The following is a 15380-nucleotide window of genomic DNA, read 5'->3' on the forward strand; positions in this document are numbered from 1 at the left end:
CCCTAAAACTTTAGGGTGTAGTTTTGCGTAGAGTAGCTCCGTCCCACCTCGTCCGGGAAGACCCTTAATCTGGCTATGTCATGAGCAGGCACACCAGACCGGCCGGCCGCCCCCGCCGCGCGATCCTGAGCGCCGAAGCCATCTACCGGACCGCCCTCGATCTCATCGACAGGGAGGGGACCGAGGCCTTCAGCCTCGTCAGACTGGCCAAAGCACTTGGCGTGCGGATGCCGTCGCTGTACAACCACGTCCACAGCCGAGAGCAGGTGGTCCACGGCGTGCGCGTCCTGCTGGCGGCGGAGATCGACTGGTCATCCCTCGGGCGCCTGACCTGGGATCAGGCGCTGGCGGAGTGGGCGCGCTCCTACCGGGCCGCGTTCGCCGAACACCCCAACACGGTCAGGCTGCTGGCCACTACGCCCGTGCGCACCCCGGAGGTGCTGGACCAGTACGAACTGGTGGTGGCCTCCCTGGAGGACGCGGGCTGGCACCCTGACCAGGCGATCTGGATCCTCAGCATGCTGGAGGCCTTCATCCTGGGCTCGGCGCTCGACCTCGCGGCTCCCGAGCAGATGATCGACATGCCCGCCGACGCCACCCGCCACCCGCGCCTCGCCGCCGCCGTCCAAGCCGCCCCCGCCTCCGGACGGGCCGATTCGGCCTTCGAGCTCGGGCTGCTCGCGCTGCTGGCGGGGCTGCGGGCCCAGCTGCACAGCCAGACGCGTGACCAGGGAGGGGAGGCCGGCGGAGCGGTCACGGGGTGAGCGCGCGACCGCACTATCCGACCTGCCTCACAGGCGACAGCAGCGGGCGCTTGGCCGTCCGCCCGTCGTCCACGTCGCCGCGAGGTCAGCCTTCCCTCGACGCCGACCAGCTCGTCATCCCGGATGAGGGGTGCCGCAGTCACGCGGCAGCACCTCGGTCGCGCGAGTGCGACCCCCTTGCCGACGGCGCCCTCGGGGAGCGGTGTCGTCGATCAGGTTGATCTGGCGGAAGCGCAGCGTCCACCGCCGGGTTTCGTCATGGTCGTCACGCCTCTCCCGCGGCGGCGCGCCCGGCCCTGCGGCCGAAGAACGTGCCGTCGCCCAGGGAGGTCCCGCTGATATAGCCCTCACCGTGGATGCCGGAGCTGGCCCGGCCCGCGGCGTACAGCCCCGGGATGGGGAGGCCCGACTGGTCGAGCACGGCGCCGTCCACGGTGGTGTGCAGCCCGCCGAGGGTGAACCCGGCGACGCCCGTGCCGGACCCCGCGCTCTCCCGATCTCCGGAGGCGAACCCGAAGCGCGGGTCGACCGCGGCGTACGGTGGCCGGAGCGGCCGCAGCCACTTGGCGTCCTTGTGGAAGTAGGGGTCCTCGCCCTGCTCCGCGTGCCGGTTGTACACGCCGACCGTCGACTCGAGCGCGCCGTGCGGCATGCCGAGCGACTCCTCGAGCTCCGCGAGCGTCTCCGCGACGAACTGCGGGCGCACACCCCACAGGTCCCGCTTCGGAATGTCCTCGTAGCCCGCCTCGTCGATGATCGCCCAGTACGGCCCCGGCCGGTGCAGCACGGCGGCGACGCTGAACAGGCCCGGATAGACGTCCTCGTTGATGAACCGCCGGCCGAGCCCGTCGACCAGCATTCCCCGGGTGATCATCGCGGGCAGCACGGTCAGCGCGATCTCCACCTCCGACATGCGCCGGGTGGCCGCGCCGAGCGCCGCCGCCATCCTGATGCCGCTGCCGTCGTCGAGACCGTCGCTGACCTTGCCGTGGCCGATGAGCACGGGGGCGTGCTCCCAGAGCATCTCCTCCGAGTCGACGAAGCCGCCGGTGGTCAGGATGACGCCCTTGCGCGCCCGGTAGGCGACGGTCTCGCCGTAACGGCGGGCGATCACGCCGACGACACGGCCGGTGTCGTCGGTCACCAGATTGGTGGCCAGGGTGTCGGCGTGGCAGGCGGCCCCGGCCTCCTTCGCGGCCGCGACCAGCTTCTCCATGATCATCCAGCCGCCGAAGCTCTCGGTCGCCGGACGGTGCCCGCGCGGCGCCGGGCGGGCGACGGTGTTGTACGGCCAGGCGTTCTCGCCCAGCCACATCAGCCCGTCCTTCGTCGGCGGCATCCAGCTCGGCGCGTCGTAGAAGCTCTCGTTGAAGGTCAGCCCGCGGTCGCGGAACCACTCGAAGTGCTCGACGCTGCCGTCGCAGTAGAGCCGCAGCTTCTCCTCGTCGGCGTGCGGGCCGAGCGCGGCCCTGAGGTAGGCGAACATGTCGTCCGCGGTGTCCTCGAAGCCGCACGCCTTCTGCACCGCCGTGCCGCCGCCGAGGTAGAGCTCGCCTCCGGACAACGCGGACGAGCCACCCGGCCCGCCCGCGCGTTCGAGCACGAGCACCTCGGCGCCCGCCGTGGCGGCTTCGAACGCGGCGGACGCGCCGGCGCAGCCGAATCCGACGACGAGCACATCACATTCATGGTCGAAGCCGGCGACCGAGGCCGCCGGGACCGGCTGGACCTGCCGGACCGGGGACGGGGAGGTCACGACACCACCCGGAGGTCACGCTGCGGAGTCCGCATGTCGATCGACTCGCCTCTCGCTCAGGACCGCGGGATGAAAGCGGCGAGCGGCTCGGAGCCGGACCAGTCGTGCCCCCAGTAGCTGTCGGCGGTGATCTCCTCGGCGGTGTAGTACGTCTCGTCGACGAGCATGCCCTCGGTGCCGTACTCGATGTCCCAGCCTCCGGGAGCGCGCACGTAGAACGACACCATCTTGTCGTTGGTGTGCCGCCCCAGCGTCGAGGAGATGGAGAAGCCGAGCTGGCGCACCTTGTCCAGGGCCATCCCGACCGCGTCGAGGGTGTCGACCTCGATCATGAGGTGCACCAGGCCGGGCTCCTCGCCGTGCGGCGCGGGGCAGACGGCGAGGCTGTGGTGGCGCTGGTTGACCCCCATGAAGCGCACCCGCCGTACGGGCCCGCTGCCCTTGCCGCCGCCGACCTTGATGGCGCCGCGCGGCAGGAAGCCGAGCACCTCCGTGTAGAAGGAGACGGTCTCCTGCATGGCGGTGGTGGGCAGCACCACGTGGCCCATGCCCTGCGGGCCGGTGACGAACCGCTGGCCCCTGCCGGTGAGCACCGGGCTGTGGTCGAGCACGGGGCCGAAGAAGACCTCGACCGGCGTCCCGGCCGGGTCCTCGAAGGCGATGACCTGCTCGGCGGACCGCTCGGCGGCCTCCGCCTCCGACAGCACCTTGACGGCGGTGCCCGCGGCCTCGACCGCGCGGCCCACCGTGGCGAGCGCGAACTGGTCGCGCACCTCCCAGCCGACGGCGAGCACCCGGTCGGAGTCGCCGGGAAGCACGATGAGCCGCGCCTGGCGCTCGTCCATCCGCAGGTACAGGCCGTCCGGGTCAGGCCCGGTTCCCTCGGCGAAACCGAGGCCGTCGATCACGAGCTCACGCCAGCGCTTGATGTCACGCGTCTGGACCTTGAGATAGCCCAGCCCTCGGATCTGCGTCACAGTCCTCAATCCAATCTGCCGGTGCCCTGGTCGGGCGTGGAAGCCCTCCGGTCCCTCTCGCCCCCGGACGGGGCGGTCTTCTCTGCCCCCAAAGGTGACAGAGCCGCCGCCGTACCGCCTTCGCTCTCCCGCTCAGTGAGAGTCCGCAGGCTCGGCCGGGTGAACGCGGCGGATGACGGGCTCCCGCTGAGCGAGATCCGTACCCCATGACACCGGGCGGGCGTTCCACCATGCCTGGAGCTCCCCACCGGCAAAACCCACCGGTCCCCCGAACGACCGAACGATTGACGAGGTGCGCGACCCGATGGCGTCAGCGACAGGAACCCCGGCCGGACGCCCGACGGCACTGGTCACCGGAGCGAGCCGGGGAATCGGCCGCGAGACGGCCCTCGCCCTCGCCCGCGCCGGGTACGACGTCGCGTTCACCGCCCGCACCGTCGAGGAGGGGCAGGGGGTGATCCCTCCTCGCTACAGCGACGACGGTCCGGAGCGGATCGCGGTCCCGGGAAGCCTGCGCACGACGGCCGCGCGGATCGAGGCGCTCGGCGTGCGGGCGCTGCCGATCCGGATGGACCTCCTCGACCGCCACAGCGTACGGGCGGCGGCGGACACGGTGCTCCGCGAGTGGGGGCGTGTCGACGTGCTGGTCAACAACGCGGTGGCGCACATCGCCGGGAACCACGACCGCTTCCTCGACCTCGACGTCGACGTGGCCGCCCGGACCGTCGCGGGGAACTACCTGAACCAGATCGTGCTGCTGCAGGCGGTGCTCCCCGGGATGGTCGAGCGAGGCGGCGGCACGATCGTCAACATGTGCTCAGGTTCGGCCACCACCGACCCGCCCGCACCGCCCGGCGAGGGCGGCTGGGGCGTCGCGTACTCCGCGTCGAAGGCGGCGTTCGGGCGGCTCGCCGGCGCGATCAACGCGGAGTACCTGAAGCACGGCGTACGCGCGTTCAACCTCGACCCGGGCTTCGTGATCACAGAGGCGGGTTCGGCGCGCGGCGGCACCGGCTCGATCGCGGACAAGGGGTTCGACCCCACTCCGGAGGATGCGTCGGGGAGAGCGATCGTCTGGCTGGTCTCCTCACCCGACGCGGACCGGTTCCTCGGCAGGGTGATCTGGACGCCCAAGCTGGTCGCGAGCCTCGGTGACTGACCGAACCACCATCACAGAGCAGGGATGACGATGCGACAGGACAAGGCGGAGGCGTACGGCAGGCTGGCCGGGCGGGTGGCGGTGATCACCGGCGCGGGCGACGGCATCGGCAGGGGCGTCGCGCGGAGGTTCGCCGCCGAGGGCGCGGCGATCGTCGTCGCGGAGATCGACGAGGCGACCGGGGAGAGCACCACCCGGGAGCTGGTGGAGGAGTTCGGCGCCGACGCGCGTTTCGTGCGCACGGACGTCACCGACAGGGAGCAGGTGGAGGCCATGGTGGCCGCCGCCGTGGAGACGTGGGGCCGGATCGACGTCCTGGTCAACAACGCCTGGGGCGGCACCGGCGGCGTCGGCCGGGTCGAGAACAAGACGGACGAGCAGCTGGACCGTGGTTTCGCCATGGGTTACTACGGCCCGTTCTGGGCGATGCGGGCGGCGTTCCCGCACATGAGGGAACAGGGCTGGGGGCGCGTGATCAACATGTGCTCGCTCAACGGGGTCAACGCCCACATGGGCACCCTGGAGTACAACTCCGCCAAGGAGGCGCTGCGCGCGCTGACCCGTACGGCGGCGCGGGAGTGGGCGCCCACGGGCGTCGTCGTCAACGCCGTCTGCCCCGGGGCCAAGAGCGCGGCCTTCCGCCGCAGGATGGCGGCCAACCCGGAACTGGCGACGGCCGCCGACCGGAGCAACCCGATGGGGCGGATCGGCGACCCCGAGCAGGACATCGCCCCCGTCGTGCTGTTCCTCGCGAGTGAGGACGCCCGCTATCTCACGGGGAACACGCTGTTCGTCGACGGCGGCTCCCACATCAACGGCGTGGTGTGGGAGCCGGACCTCGACGCCTCCTGAGCCCCCGCGGCTCGGTGCGCTCCCTAGATCATGGAGCGCATCGGGCCGTGCGGCGGCTCGATGTCGAGCTGTGTCAGAGAGGACACGTGGAAGACCGAGCCGGGCACGTGGATGGCGTGCGCCAGGCCCATGTGCGCGTCCCGCCAGAAGCGCTGGATCGGGTTGTCCATACGCATGGCGTTGCCGCCCGAGCGGGCCACGATCTCGTCCACGGCGCGGACCGCGCGCCAGGCCGCCGCGACCTGGGTGCGCCGGCCGACCGCGCGCTCGTCGAAGGTGACCTCGCGCCCCGAGGCCACGATGTCGTACATCCGGGAGGCGTTGTCGAGCAGCGCGGACCGGGCCGCCGCGATCTCCGCCGCCGCCTCGCCGATCGCGAAGAGCACGTACGGGTCGTCCTTGATCTTGGTGCCGGTGACCTGGACGCGGCTCTTCTGGTACGCCATGTGGTGCGCGAGGGCGCCCTCGCAGATGCCGATCAGCGAGGCCGTGATGCCGAGGGGGAACGCGGCCGAGAACGGCAGGTGGTAGGTCGGGTTGGTCAGCCCCGCCTCCTTGGCCGCGGAGCCGTCCACGACCTTGCTGTACTCCAGGGTGCGGTACGCGGGGACGAACGCGTCCTTGACGATGATGTCCTTGCTGCCGGTGCCGCGCAGCCCGACCACGTCCCAGGAGTCCTCGACGATCTGGTAGTCGGACCGCGGGAGGATCAGGTGCAGTGAGACGGGCGGGTGGGCCATCTTGCCCTCCTCGTCACCGAGGAAGCCGCCGAGGAAGATCCAGTCGCAGTGGTCGGTGCCGGAGGAGAACTGCCAGCGGCCGTTGAAGACGTACCCGCCGTCCACCGGCCGGGCGATGCCCATCGGCGCGTACGGCGAGGCGATCCAGGTGTCCTGGTCCTCGCCCCAGATCTCCTCCTGCACCTTCGGGTCGGCGAACGCCATCTCCCACGGGTGCACGCCGACGACGCCGGAGACCCAGCCGGTCGACCCGTCGAGGCTGGCGATCTTCATCACCGTCTCGGCGAAGTCCCGGGGATGGAACTCGAGGCCGCCGTACGTCTTCGGCTGGAGCATCCGGATGACGCCCGACTCGCGCAGCACCTTGGCCGCCTGGTCGTCCAGCCGGCCGAGCTTCTCGTTGGACAGACCGAGCGCGCTGAGTTCGTCGGCGCGCTGGACGATCGCCTCGAGTACCTGGTTGGTCATGCCTGTTCCCGCTTCCCCGCGAGTGCGACTGCGATTTCGATGAGCTGGTCTTCCTGGCCGCCGACGAGCTTGCGCCGCCCGGCCTCGATGAGGATCTCGGCGCCCGAAACCCCGTACTTCCTTGCCTGGCGGTCGGCGTGCTTCAGGAAGCTGGAGTAGACCCCGGCGTAGCCCATGGTCAGCGAGAGCCGGTCGAGCAGGCACTCCCCGTCCATGACCGGGCGTACGACGTCCTCGGCGGCGTCGATGATCTTCAGTGTGTCGATGCCGGTGCGGATGCCGAGCTTCTCGGCGACCGCGGCGAACCCCTCGACGGGGGTGTTGCCGGCTCCGGCCCCGAACCTGCGGGTCGAGCCGTCGATCTGGAGCGCGCCCGCGCGTACGGCGAGCACGGAGTTGGCGACACCGAGGCCGAGGTTCTCGTGGCCGTGGAAGCCGACCTGGGCGTCCGCCCCGAGCTCGGCCACCAGCGCGGAGATCCGGTCGCCGGTCTGCTCCATGATCAGCGCACCGGCGGAGTCGACGACGTACACGCACTGGCAGCCGGCGTCGGCCATGATCCGCGCCTGCTTGGCCAGGACCTCGGGCGGCTGGCTGTGCGCCATCATCAGGAAGCCGACGGTCTCCAGGCCGAGATCCCTGGCCAGCCCGAAGTGCTGCACGGAGATGTCCGCCTCGGTGCAGTGCGTGGCGATCCGGCACACGCTCGCGCCGTTGCCCGCGGCCTCGCGGATGTCGTCCTGCACACCCAGGCCGGGCAGCATGAGGAACGCGATCTTCGCCCGCTTGGCGGTCTTGACCGCCGTCTTGATCAGCTCCTGCTCGGGGGTGTGGCTGAATCCGTAGTTGAACGACGAGCCGCCGAGCCCGTCGCCGTGCGTGACCTCGATGACCGGCACACCGGCGTCGTCGAGGGCGCCGACGATGGACCGGACGTGCTCGACGGTGAACTGGTGCTGCTTGGCGTGCGAGCCGTCACGCAACGACGAGTCGGTGACCCGGATGTCGAGGTCGGCGCTGTAGGGCATGGAAGGGTCTCCTTGTGACGAGGAGGTGACGGGGGACGTGACTAGGACGGCACACGCTCGGAGACGATGCGCTGCGCGAAGCCCTCACCGACCTTGGTGGCGGCGGCGGTCATGATGTCGAGGTTGCCGGAGTACGGCGGGAGGAAGTCCCCGGCGCCCTCGACCTCCAGGAAGACCGCGACCCGGGCCAGCCCGCCGCTCACCGGCGTCGGGTCGTCGAACTGCGGCTCGGCGCGCAGCCGGTAGCCCGGCACGTACGACGCGACGGTCGCGGCCACGTCCGCGATCGAGGCGGCGATGGCGTCCCGGTCGGCGTCCTCGGGGATCGCGCAGAAGACGGTGTCCTGCATCAGCATCGGCGGCTCGGCCGGGTTGAGGATGATGATCGCCTTGCCCCGGGCGGCGCCGCCGATCGTCTCGATGCCGCGGCTGGTGGTCTTGGTGAACTCGTCGATGTTGGCCCGCGTGCCGGGACCGGCCGACGGCGAGGCGACGCTGGCGACGATCTCGGCGTAGGCGACCTCGGTGACCCGGGAGACCGCGTGCACCATCGGGATCGTGGCCTGGCCGCCGCAGGTGATCAGGCTGACGTTGGGCGCGTCCAGGTGGGCGCCGAGGTTGACCGCGGGCACGACGGCCGGGCCGAGCGCGGCCGGGGTCAGGTCGACGGCCTGGATGCCGAGCGCCTCGTACTTCGGCGCGTTCACCTTGTGGACGTACGCGGAGGTGGCCTCGAAGACGATGTCGGGCCGCTCGTCCTGCGCGAGCAGCCAGTCGACCCCGTCTGCGGAGGTGGTCAGGCCGTGCGCGTCCGCCCGCTTCAGGCCGGGGCTGTCGGGATCCACGCCGATCATCCAGCGCGGCTCGATCAGGTCTGATCGGAGCAGCTTGTACATCAGGTCGGTCCCGATGTTGCCCGAGCCGACGATGGCGGCGGTCGCCTTGGTCACAGTCTCACCCTCATTCGAATCGAGCGGTCACGGAGCCGAGCCCGGCGAACTCGGCGCGGAAGGTGTCGCCGGGGCGCGCGTCCACGGCGCGGGTGCAGGATCCGGGAAGGATCACATGCCCGGCTTCGAGCTTCACTCCGAAGGAGGCCACCTTCCTGGCCAGCCAGGCCACGGCGGTGGTGGGGTCACCGAGGACGGCGTTGGTGTTCCCGCGCGCGATCTCCGTGGCGCCGGACGTGCTGCATGACATGCCGTCGGACGTGCCGTCGGAGTACAGGACGGCCTCGATGTCGGCCGGGTCCAGGTCCCTGGGGCTCACCCGGGCCGCCCCGAGGAGCACGCCCGCCGAGGACGCGTTGTCGGCGATGGTGTCGGCGAGCCCGATCCTCCAGTCCGTGATCCGGCTGTCGATGAGCTCGATGCTCGGCACGATGTACTCGGTCGCGGCGAGCACGTCCGCCTCGGTGCACCCCTCGCCCGGCAGGCTCGCGCCCAGCACGTAGCCGATCTCGACCTCGATCCGCGGGTAGCAGTACGCGCCGGCCTCGATGGGCGTGTCCTCCGACAGCACCATGGTGTCGAGCAGGTGCCCGTAGTCGGGCTCGTCGACGCCCATCATCCGCTGCATCACGAGGGAGGACAGGCCCACCTTGTGCCCGTACACCCGGGCCCCGCCGGCGAGCTGCCTGCGGATGTTGATCAGCTGGATCTCGTACGCGTCGACGACGTCGATGTCCGGGAGGGACTCGGTCAGCGGAGCGATCGGCTCCCGGTCCCGCTGTGCCGCCCACAGCCGGTCGGCCGCGGACACGCGTTGTGCCGCCTCCAACATCCACATCCTCCTGGGTCGTCGGCCCGTGCTCGGGTCGGCAGGGCTCCTGAGTCAAAGGTTCCAGTCACGGATCGCCGGTGGCGCCGCGTCTCCCGCTCAGTGGGAATCCGGCGAAAATCCGGCGTGAATCCGATGGAAGCGGCCGTGGAGAGACCGGAGAGCGGGCGGCTCAGGCGTCGTAGGTGACCCTGAGCCGTTCGCTGACCGGGATCGCCTGGCAGGCCAGGATCAGGCCGTCGGCGAGGTCCTGCTTGTCAAGGACCGTGTTGTGCTCCATGGTGACCTCACCCGAAAGGAGGACGCAGGCGCACGCGCTGCACGAACCCTCGCGGCAGGAGAACGGCGCGTCCATGCCGGCGTCGAGCAGCACGTCGAGCAGGCGGTTGCCCCGCGGCCAGGACACGGTCCGCGTCTCGCCGTCCAGCTCGACCTCGACCTCGCTGACCGGCCCGTCGGCCTCGATGACGACGCCGGACCCGGCGAACGGGTCGCCCGCGAGCGAGGAGAACCGCTCGACATGCACCCGCCGGCCCGGCACGCCGAGGCCGGCGAGCACGGACACCGTGAGATTCATGAACGCCTCGGGACCGCACACGAACGCCTGCCGGCCGCTGTACGGCCGGGCCAGCGCGGCGAGTCCGGAGGCGGTGGGCAGGCCCTGCACGGACTCCAGCCAGTGGACCACCGTCAGGCGGTCGCCGTACTCCGTCGCCAGCGCGACCAGTTCGTCCCGGAAGATGACCGAGTCCTCGTCCCGGTTGGCGTAGATCAGCGTGACCGCGCCGGTCCCGCCGTACAGGCAGGATTTGAGTATCGACATGACCGGCGTGACGCCGCTGCCCCCCGCGAACAGGAGGAAGTCCTCGTCGAGCGAGTCCGGGGTGAAGGTGCCCGACGGCCGCAGCACCTCCAGGGTGTCCCCTTCGGTGACGTTGTCGCAGATCCAGTTCGACGCGTAGCCGTCCCTGACCCGCTTGACGGTCACCTTGAGCTTCTCGTCGCGGACCGGCGAGCTGCACAGGGAGTAGCAGCGCGCCGCCCCGCCCTCGCGCGTGGTCGGCACCCGGATGGTGAGGAACTGGCCGGGACGGTAACCGAACCGGTCCCGGCCACCCTCGGTGGGTTCGAGCACGAGCGAGTGCGCGTCCGCGGTCTCGCGGATGACCTCGACGACGCGCACTTCGAGCGATCCCGGCTGGGTCATGCCGTGACTCCCGCCGCGTGCCGGGCGGCGATGTATCCGAAGACGATCGAGGGACCGATGGTGGCGCCCGGACCCGCGTACTCGTTGCCCATCACCGACGCGGACGTGTTGCCGGTGGCGTAGAGGCCCTCGATCACCGAACCGTCCTCCCGCTGTACCCGGCCGTACTCGTCGCAGACCAGCCCGCCCTTGGTGCCGAGGTCCCCGGCCTCGATCCGGAACGCGTAGTACGGAGCCCGGTCGATCACATCGATGTTCGGGTTCTTGAGCGTGGGGTCGCCGTAGTAGCGGTCGTACGCGCTGTCGCCCCGGCCGAAGTCCTCATCCTTACCGTTCCTGGCGAAGCCGTTGAACCGCTCGACGGTCTCGGCCAGCGCCTCCGGCGGGACGCCGATCTTCCCGGCCAGCTCCGCGACCGTGTCGGCGCGGAACGCCAGGCCCTGGTCGTAGAACTCCTTCGGGATCGGCATCCCGGGGAGGATCTGCGCGAACGGGTAGCGGGCCCGCGCCTTGGCGTCCATCACGAACCACACCGGGACGTGCCCGCCCGCGAGCTGGTCGTGCACGAAGTTCACGTACGGCGACGACTCGTTGGTGAAGCGCCTGCCCTCCGCCGACACGATGATCGACGGCGGGATGCACCGCTCGGAGACGAGCGGGATCGTCGCCCCGGCCGGGTGCCGTACGGCGGGCATCCACCAGGCGTCGTCCATGAAGTCGAGGGCGGCGCCGAGCCGCTCCCCCGCCACGATGCCGTCGCCGGTGTTCTCCCGCGCACCCATGCTGAAGTCGGCCCGGCCGCCCTCGGGCAGGTACTTCGCGCGCAGCTCGGGGTTGTGGTCGAAGCCGCCGGTGGCCAGCAGCACGCCCTTCCTGGCGCGCAGCCGCACGGTGCGGGGCTCCGTGCCCTTCTCGCCCCGGCGCTCGGCGACGATGCCGGTGACCCTGCCGTCGTCCGGGCCGCCGTCGCCGACGACCAGCTCGGTCATGGAGGTACGCAGCCACAGCGGGATACCGGCGTCCTTGAGCGCCATCCGCAGCCGGGCGACGAGCGCCCGCCCACCGGTCGCCATGTGGCGGCGGCGGATCACGTTGGAGGAGACCCGCCAGGCGGCCACGACCGAGGCCCACCGCCCGCGCCAGGTGCGCTTGACCATGGCCAGGTCGTGGTAGTCCTTGCTGGTGATCCAGAGGCCGAGCGGGCCCTTCATGCTGTTGGGGCGCTGGAACTTCTCGTCCTCGCCGAGCTTGCGGGTGTCGAACGGGATCGCCTCGATCGACCGGCCGAGCGGGCGGCCGCCCTCCAGTTCGGGGTGGTAGTCGGCGTACCCCTTGGTCCAGAAGAAGCGCATCCACCGGCTCTTGCCGAGCAGCGCCATCGCGGCCGGACCGTTGTCCACGTACGCGTCGAGCCGCGCCGCGGGCACCCGGCCCTCGGTGAGCAGGTCGAGGTACCGCCGGATCGACGCGCGGCTGTCGTCGTGGCCCCTGGCCCGCAGGGTCGGGTTGTTGGGGATCCAGATGCCGCCGCCGGAGATGCCGGTGCTGCCGCCGAACATCCTGCCCTTCTCGACCACCAGGACGGAGAGCCCGCAGTCGACGGCGGCCAGCGCGGCCGTCATGCCGCCACCGCCGCTGCCGACGACGATGAGGTCGTACTCGTCGTCCCATCCGGCGGTCATGCGTTGTCCTTCCGGGTGAGGAAGGCGAGGACGGCGCTCTCCCACGCCTCCTTCTGCTCGATCATCACCCAGTGCCCGCAGTTGGGGAACACGTGCACCTCGATGTCGGGGATGGTGCGCATCGGCACGAGCGCCATGTCGAGCGGGCTGACCCGGTCGTCGCGGCCCCACGTCAGCAGGGTCCTCGCCCTGACCTTGTGCAACATCGCCCAGTACGGCGGGGCGTCCGAGGCGGCCGCGGCCCTCGCGCGCGCCGCCATGGCGGCCTTGCCGTACATCCTCCTGGCGCTGGCGAGCGTGTCCGGGTCGGTGGCCTGCGCCCAGCGCTCCTCGATCAGCTCCTCGGTGACCAGGGCGGGGTCGTAGACCATGGAGTTCAGCCACTGGACGAGCGCCTCGCGGGTGGGGTTCTCGGTGAACTCCATCAGCAGGTTGATGCCCTCGCCCGGTCCGGGGCTGAAGATGTTCCTGCCGATCCCGCCGATGGTGACCAGCCGGCGGACGCGGTCAGGATGGCTGATCGCGAACTGGGTGCCGATGATGCCGCCCATGGAGTTGCCGATCACGTCGACCTGATGGAGGCCGAGCCCGTCGAGGAAGCGGACCACCGCGGAGTTCGCGGCGATCATCGGGTGCTCGTCGGTCGGGTCGCTCACGCCGAAGCCGGGGAACTCGAGGACGAGGCAGCGGAAGTGCTCGGCGAACACGGCGAGGTTGCCGCGGAAGTTGCGCCAGCCGGTGACGCCGGGGCCGGAGCCGTGCAGCAGCAGCAGCGGCGGGCCGTCTCCGGCCTCGTGATATCGCAGGACTCCCTGGTCTGTCGCGAGCTCGCGCAGCGTCGACTCGTAGGTCAGCTCCGTGGTCATCATCCGCTCCGGTCATAGGAATGTCAGCTTGCTGGGACGGTAGCCAGCGGCGGCCCGTCCCGACCCCGGCCATCCCGATGAGCGAGACGTCGGACCCCCGGTACGGCGTCCCGGGGAGGCGCCATCCATGGCCGTTGTGACCTTCCACTCATCGGGATGGTCTTCTGCACGGCATGCGGTGCGGCTTACGTTCGTTTCCTGAGCCACCGCAAACCGCCGTGACACACGAGGGGAACCCATGACAACCGAGACCCCGCTCTCGACGGAACCCGTCGACGTCGCCCCACCCACGCCGCTGGAGCTGCGGCGCGCCATGGGGGCGTTCGCCAGCGGTGTCACCGTGGTCACCGGAATCGACGACGGCGAGGCGGTGGGCTTCGCCTGCCAGTCGTTCGCGTCGGTGTCGCTGGAGCCGCCGCTGGTGCTGTTCTGCGCCGACCACAACGGCCGCGCCTGGCCGAGGATCCGGAACGCCGGGCGCTTCTGCGTGAACGTCCTCAGCGAGGAGCAGGTCGACGTCTGCCGCCGATTCGGTTCCAGCAAGGGCAGCAAGTTCGAGGGGCTCGAATGGGATCGCTCCCGGTGGGGTGCTCCGGCCCTGCGGGACGTGCTGCTCCGCGTGCACGCCGAAGTGCACGACGTGCACGTCGCCGGCGACCACGACGTGGTGATCGGCCGGGTGCTGGAGGTCGAGACGGTCACCGAGCAGCGGCCGATGATCTTCTACCGGGGACGGTTCGGCATCGACGAGGACGAGCCGCAGGCGCAGATCGGGCCGAACCTGTGGGGGTGGGGCGACCACTGGGGGTAGCCCCGGTCCGGGGTCACCCCTGAGGGTGGTCACATCCAGTCGCCGTTCTGGCCGGTCTCCAGGAGCCGGTTCATCGTCGCCGAAGACCACGTCTGGTCCGGCACCGCCATCATGAGGCGGGCCCGGCGCGGGGTCGCCAGGTCGGGGAACAGGGACAGCGATGCCTGCCGCGCGGCGTCGATCACCAACGGCGCGACCTTCTCCAGCGGCGTGCGGGTGTCGCCCACCAGGGAGATGCTGGCCACCGGACCCTCATAGCCGCGGATCGCCCCCGCGACGCACGCGATGTTCGGGAAGCACTCGCCCCGCTCGAACGCCAGCCCGTGCCGCTGCCGGATGCGGTGCAGCTCCTGGTGCAGGGTGCCCATCTCTCCGATGGTGCGGTTCGTCATCCGGCTGATGAAGCCGCTGATCCGGGACTCGACCTGCTCCGGTTCGAGCCAGGCCAGGATGGCCTTGCCGAGCGCGGTGCAGTGCGCGGGGGCCCGGCCGCCGACCCGCGAGGGAACCGAGGTGGCGAACCGGCCGCCGACCTTGTCGAGGTAGAACACCTGCGCGCCGTCGAGGACCGCGAGGTGGACGACCATCCCGGTCTTGATCTGGAGCTCGTGCAGCAGCGGCGCGGCCGCCTCGCGGATCTCGCCGTGGCTCCCGTCCCTGCCGCCGAGTCCCAGCGCGCGCTGTCCGAGGCGGTAGCCGAACGAGGTGTGCTCCAGCCAGTTGAGACGGACGAGCTGGTCGAGGATGCGGTGCGCGGTCGAGCGCGGGAGGTGCGTGCAGCGCGCGACGTCCTCCAGGGTCAGCCGGGTCGAGCGGCCGGCGAAGGCATCCATGATCAGAGTCATCCGCTCGACCATGGACGGGGGCAGCTCCCGGCGTGCCGGTGCCGCGATCTCCGGTGAAGGACTGAGAGCGGTCATTGAGTCCTCCTGGCCAAAACTGAAATGAATTCTTGTTAACGCGAATGTAGCAACGAGACGCGCCGCGCGGAAGGGCGAGATGCTATCCCGGATGTCGTCGGATGACCGGTCCTTCGAGGTCCCCGGGGATGCGGCCCCGACTTGGACGGGTTTCCGCCGCGCGCGGTCGAGGTTCCGGCCTGCTTCCGGCCCACCTCCGGTGGCGTGCCCGGCATGCTCCCGACTCGTGCGGGGCCGATCCGCCGTGCCGCGCGGGTCGAGGTCGCGGCGAGTTCCTGACAATCGTTTCAGTGCGGTTCCGCTGACCGGGACCGCGTCTGCCGCCCGGCTCGCCCTCCCGTTAGGAAGGAACCGTTCCAGGAGCGAAAGGT

At 70.8% G+C, this 15380-nt stretch carries 14 protein-coding genes; 4 read left to right on the top strand and 10 right to left on the bottom strand.

Translation table 11 applies throughout. The features are described from left to right. The first annotated feature begins 80 nt into the window (after positions 1 to 80). Positions 81 to 764 carry a TetR/AcrR family transcriptional regulator gene (locus AB0I59_RS35975; RefSeq protein WP_358140196.1) on the top strand — a complete coding sequence of 228 codons (684 nt, stop codon included), beginning with the start codon at positions 81 to 83 and terminating at the stop codon, positions 762 to 764. A gap of 265 nt (positions 765 to 1029) precedes the next feature. On the opposite strand, the gene AB0I59_RS35980 is transcribed toward AB0I59_RS35975, so the two are convergent. Beyond that, positions 1030 to 2520, bottom strand: coding sequence for an FAD-dependent oxidoreductase (locus AB0I59_RS35980; RefSeq protein ID WP_082777402.1), 1491 nt, complete (start codon positions 2518 to 2520; stop codon positions 1030 to 1032). A 56-nt stretch (positions 2521 to 2576) separates the two neighbouring features. Beyond that, complete coding sequence (gene bphC, locus AB0I59_RS35985) at positions 2577 to 3497, bottom strand: biphenyl-2,3-diol 1,2-dioxygenase (protein WP_061259558.1); 921 nt, start codon at positions 3495 to 3497, stop codon at positions 2577 to 2579. Between the two features lie 304 nt (positions 3498 to 3801). Here bphC and AB0I59_RS35990 point away from each other — a divergent pair, with 304 nt between their 5' ends. Continuing rightward, the gene (locus AB0I59_RS35990; protein WP_358140199.1) at positions 3802 to 4656 is read left to right on the top strand and encodes an SDR family NAD(P)-dependent oxidoreductase; all 855 of its coding nucleotides are present in this window, start codon (positions 3802 to 3804) and stop codon (positions 4654 to 4656) included. Between the two features lie 24 nt (positions 4657 to 4680). Next, positions 4681 to 5508, top strand: coding sequence for an SDR family NAD(P)-dependent oxidoreductase (locus tag AB0I59_RS35995; protein WP_358140203.1), 828 nt, complete (start codon positions 4681 to 4683; stop codon positions 5506 to 5508). A 23-nt stretch (positions 5509 to 5531) separates the two neighbouring features. Here the strand turns inward: AB0I59_RS35995 and AB0I59_RS36000 are convergent, their stop codons facing one another. The 7 genes from AB0I59_RS36000 to AB0I59_RS36030 all read right to left on the bottom strand — a co-directional run bounded on the left by AB0I59_RS36000 (position 5532) and on the right by AB0I59_RS36030 (position 13281). Beyond that, complete coding sequence (locus tag AB0I59_RS36000; protein ID WP_061259560.1) at positions 5532 to 6716, bottom strand: acyl-CoA dehydrogenase family protein; 1185 nt, start codon at positions 6714 to 6716, stop codon at positions 5532 to 5534. Continuing rightward, positions 6713 to 7744 carry a 4-hydroxy-2-oxovalerate aldolase gene (gene dmpG, locus AB0I59_RS36005; protein ID WP_061259561.1) on the bottom strand — a complete coding sequence of 344 codons (1032 nt, stop codon included), beginning with the start codon at positions 7742 to 7744 and terminating at the stop codon, positions 6713 to 6715. The genes AB0I59_RS36000 and dmpG overlap by 4 nt, the downstream gene beginning before the upstream one ends. A 41-nt stretch (positions 7745 to 7785) precedes the next feature. Beyond that, positions 7786 to 8694 (bottom strand): acetaldehyde dehydrogenase (acetylating), encoded by a 909-nt coding sequence (locus AB0I59_RS36010; RefSeq protein ID WP_061259562.1) that lies wholly within the window; start codon positions 8692 to 8694, stop codon positions 7786 to 7788. Positions 8695 to 8704: 10 nt separating this feature from the next. After that, positions 8705 to 9526 (bottom strand): 2-keto-4-pentenoate hydratase, encoded by an 822-nt coding sequence (locus AB0I59_RS36015; RefSeq protein WP_358140208.1) that lies wholly within the window; start codon positions 9524 to 9526, stop codon positions 8705 to 8707. Between the two features lie 169 nt (positions 9527 to 9695). Then, positions 9696 to 10730 (bottom strand): 2Fe-2S iron-sulfur cluster-binding protein, encoded by a 1035-nt coding sequence (locus AB0I59_RS36020; RefSeq protein ID WP_061259564.1) that lies wholly within the window; start codon positions 10728 to 10730, stop codon positions 9696 to 9698. Then, entirely contained in the window at positions 10727 to 12412 is a 1686-nt protein-coding gene (locus AB0I59_RS36025) for an FAD-binding protein (protein ID WP_358140211.1), read from the bottom strand. The genes AB0I59_RS36020 and AB0I59_RS36025 overlap by 4 nt, the downstream gene beginning before the upstream one ends. Continuing rightward, on the bottom strand, positions 12409 to 13281 hold the full coding sequence (locus AB0I59_RS36030; RefSeq protein WP_358140213.1) for an alpha/beta fold hydrolase: 873 nt from the start codon (positions 13279 to 13281) through the stop codon (positions 12409 to 12411). Before AB0I59_RS36030 ends, AB0I59_RS36025 begins: the two co-directional genes overlap by 4 nt. A 235-nt stretch (positions 13282 to 13516) precedes the next feature. Between AB0I59_RS36030 and AB0I59_RS36035 the strand changes: the two genes are divergently transcribed. Further along, positions 13517 to 14089: a flavin reductase family protein gene (locus AB0I59_RS36035; protein ID WP_061259566.1), complete on the top strand. Its 573-nt coding sequence runs from the start codon at positions 13517 to 13519 to the stop codon at positions 14087 to 14089. Between the two features lie 29 nt (positions 14090 to 14118). On the opposite strand, the gene AB0I59_RS36040 is transcribed toward AB0I59_RS36035, so the two are convergent. Next, positions 14119 to 15009, bottom strand: coding sequence for an IclR family transcriptional regulator (locus tag AB0I59_RS36040; RefSeq protein ID WP_061259567.1), 891 nt, complete (start codon positions 15007 to 15009; stop codon positions 14119 to 14121). Positions 15010 to 15380 lie beyond the last annotated feature (371 nt).

The sequence above is a fragment of the Microtetraspora glauca genome, assembly GCF_040656155.1.
Taxonomy (GTDB): Bacteria; Actinomycetota; Actinomycetes; order Streptosporangiales; family Streptosporangiaceae; genus Microtetraspora; species Microtetraspora glauca.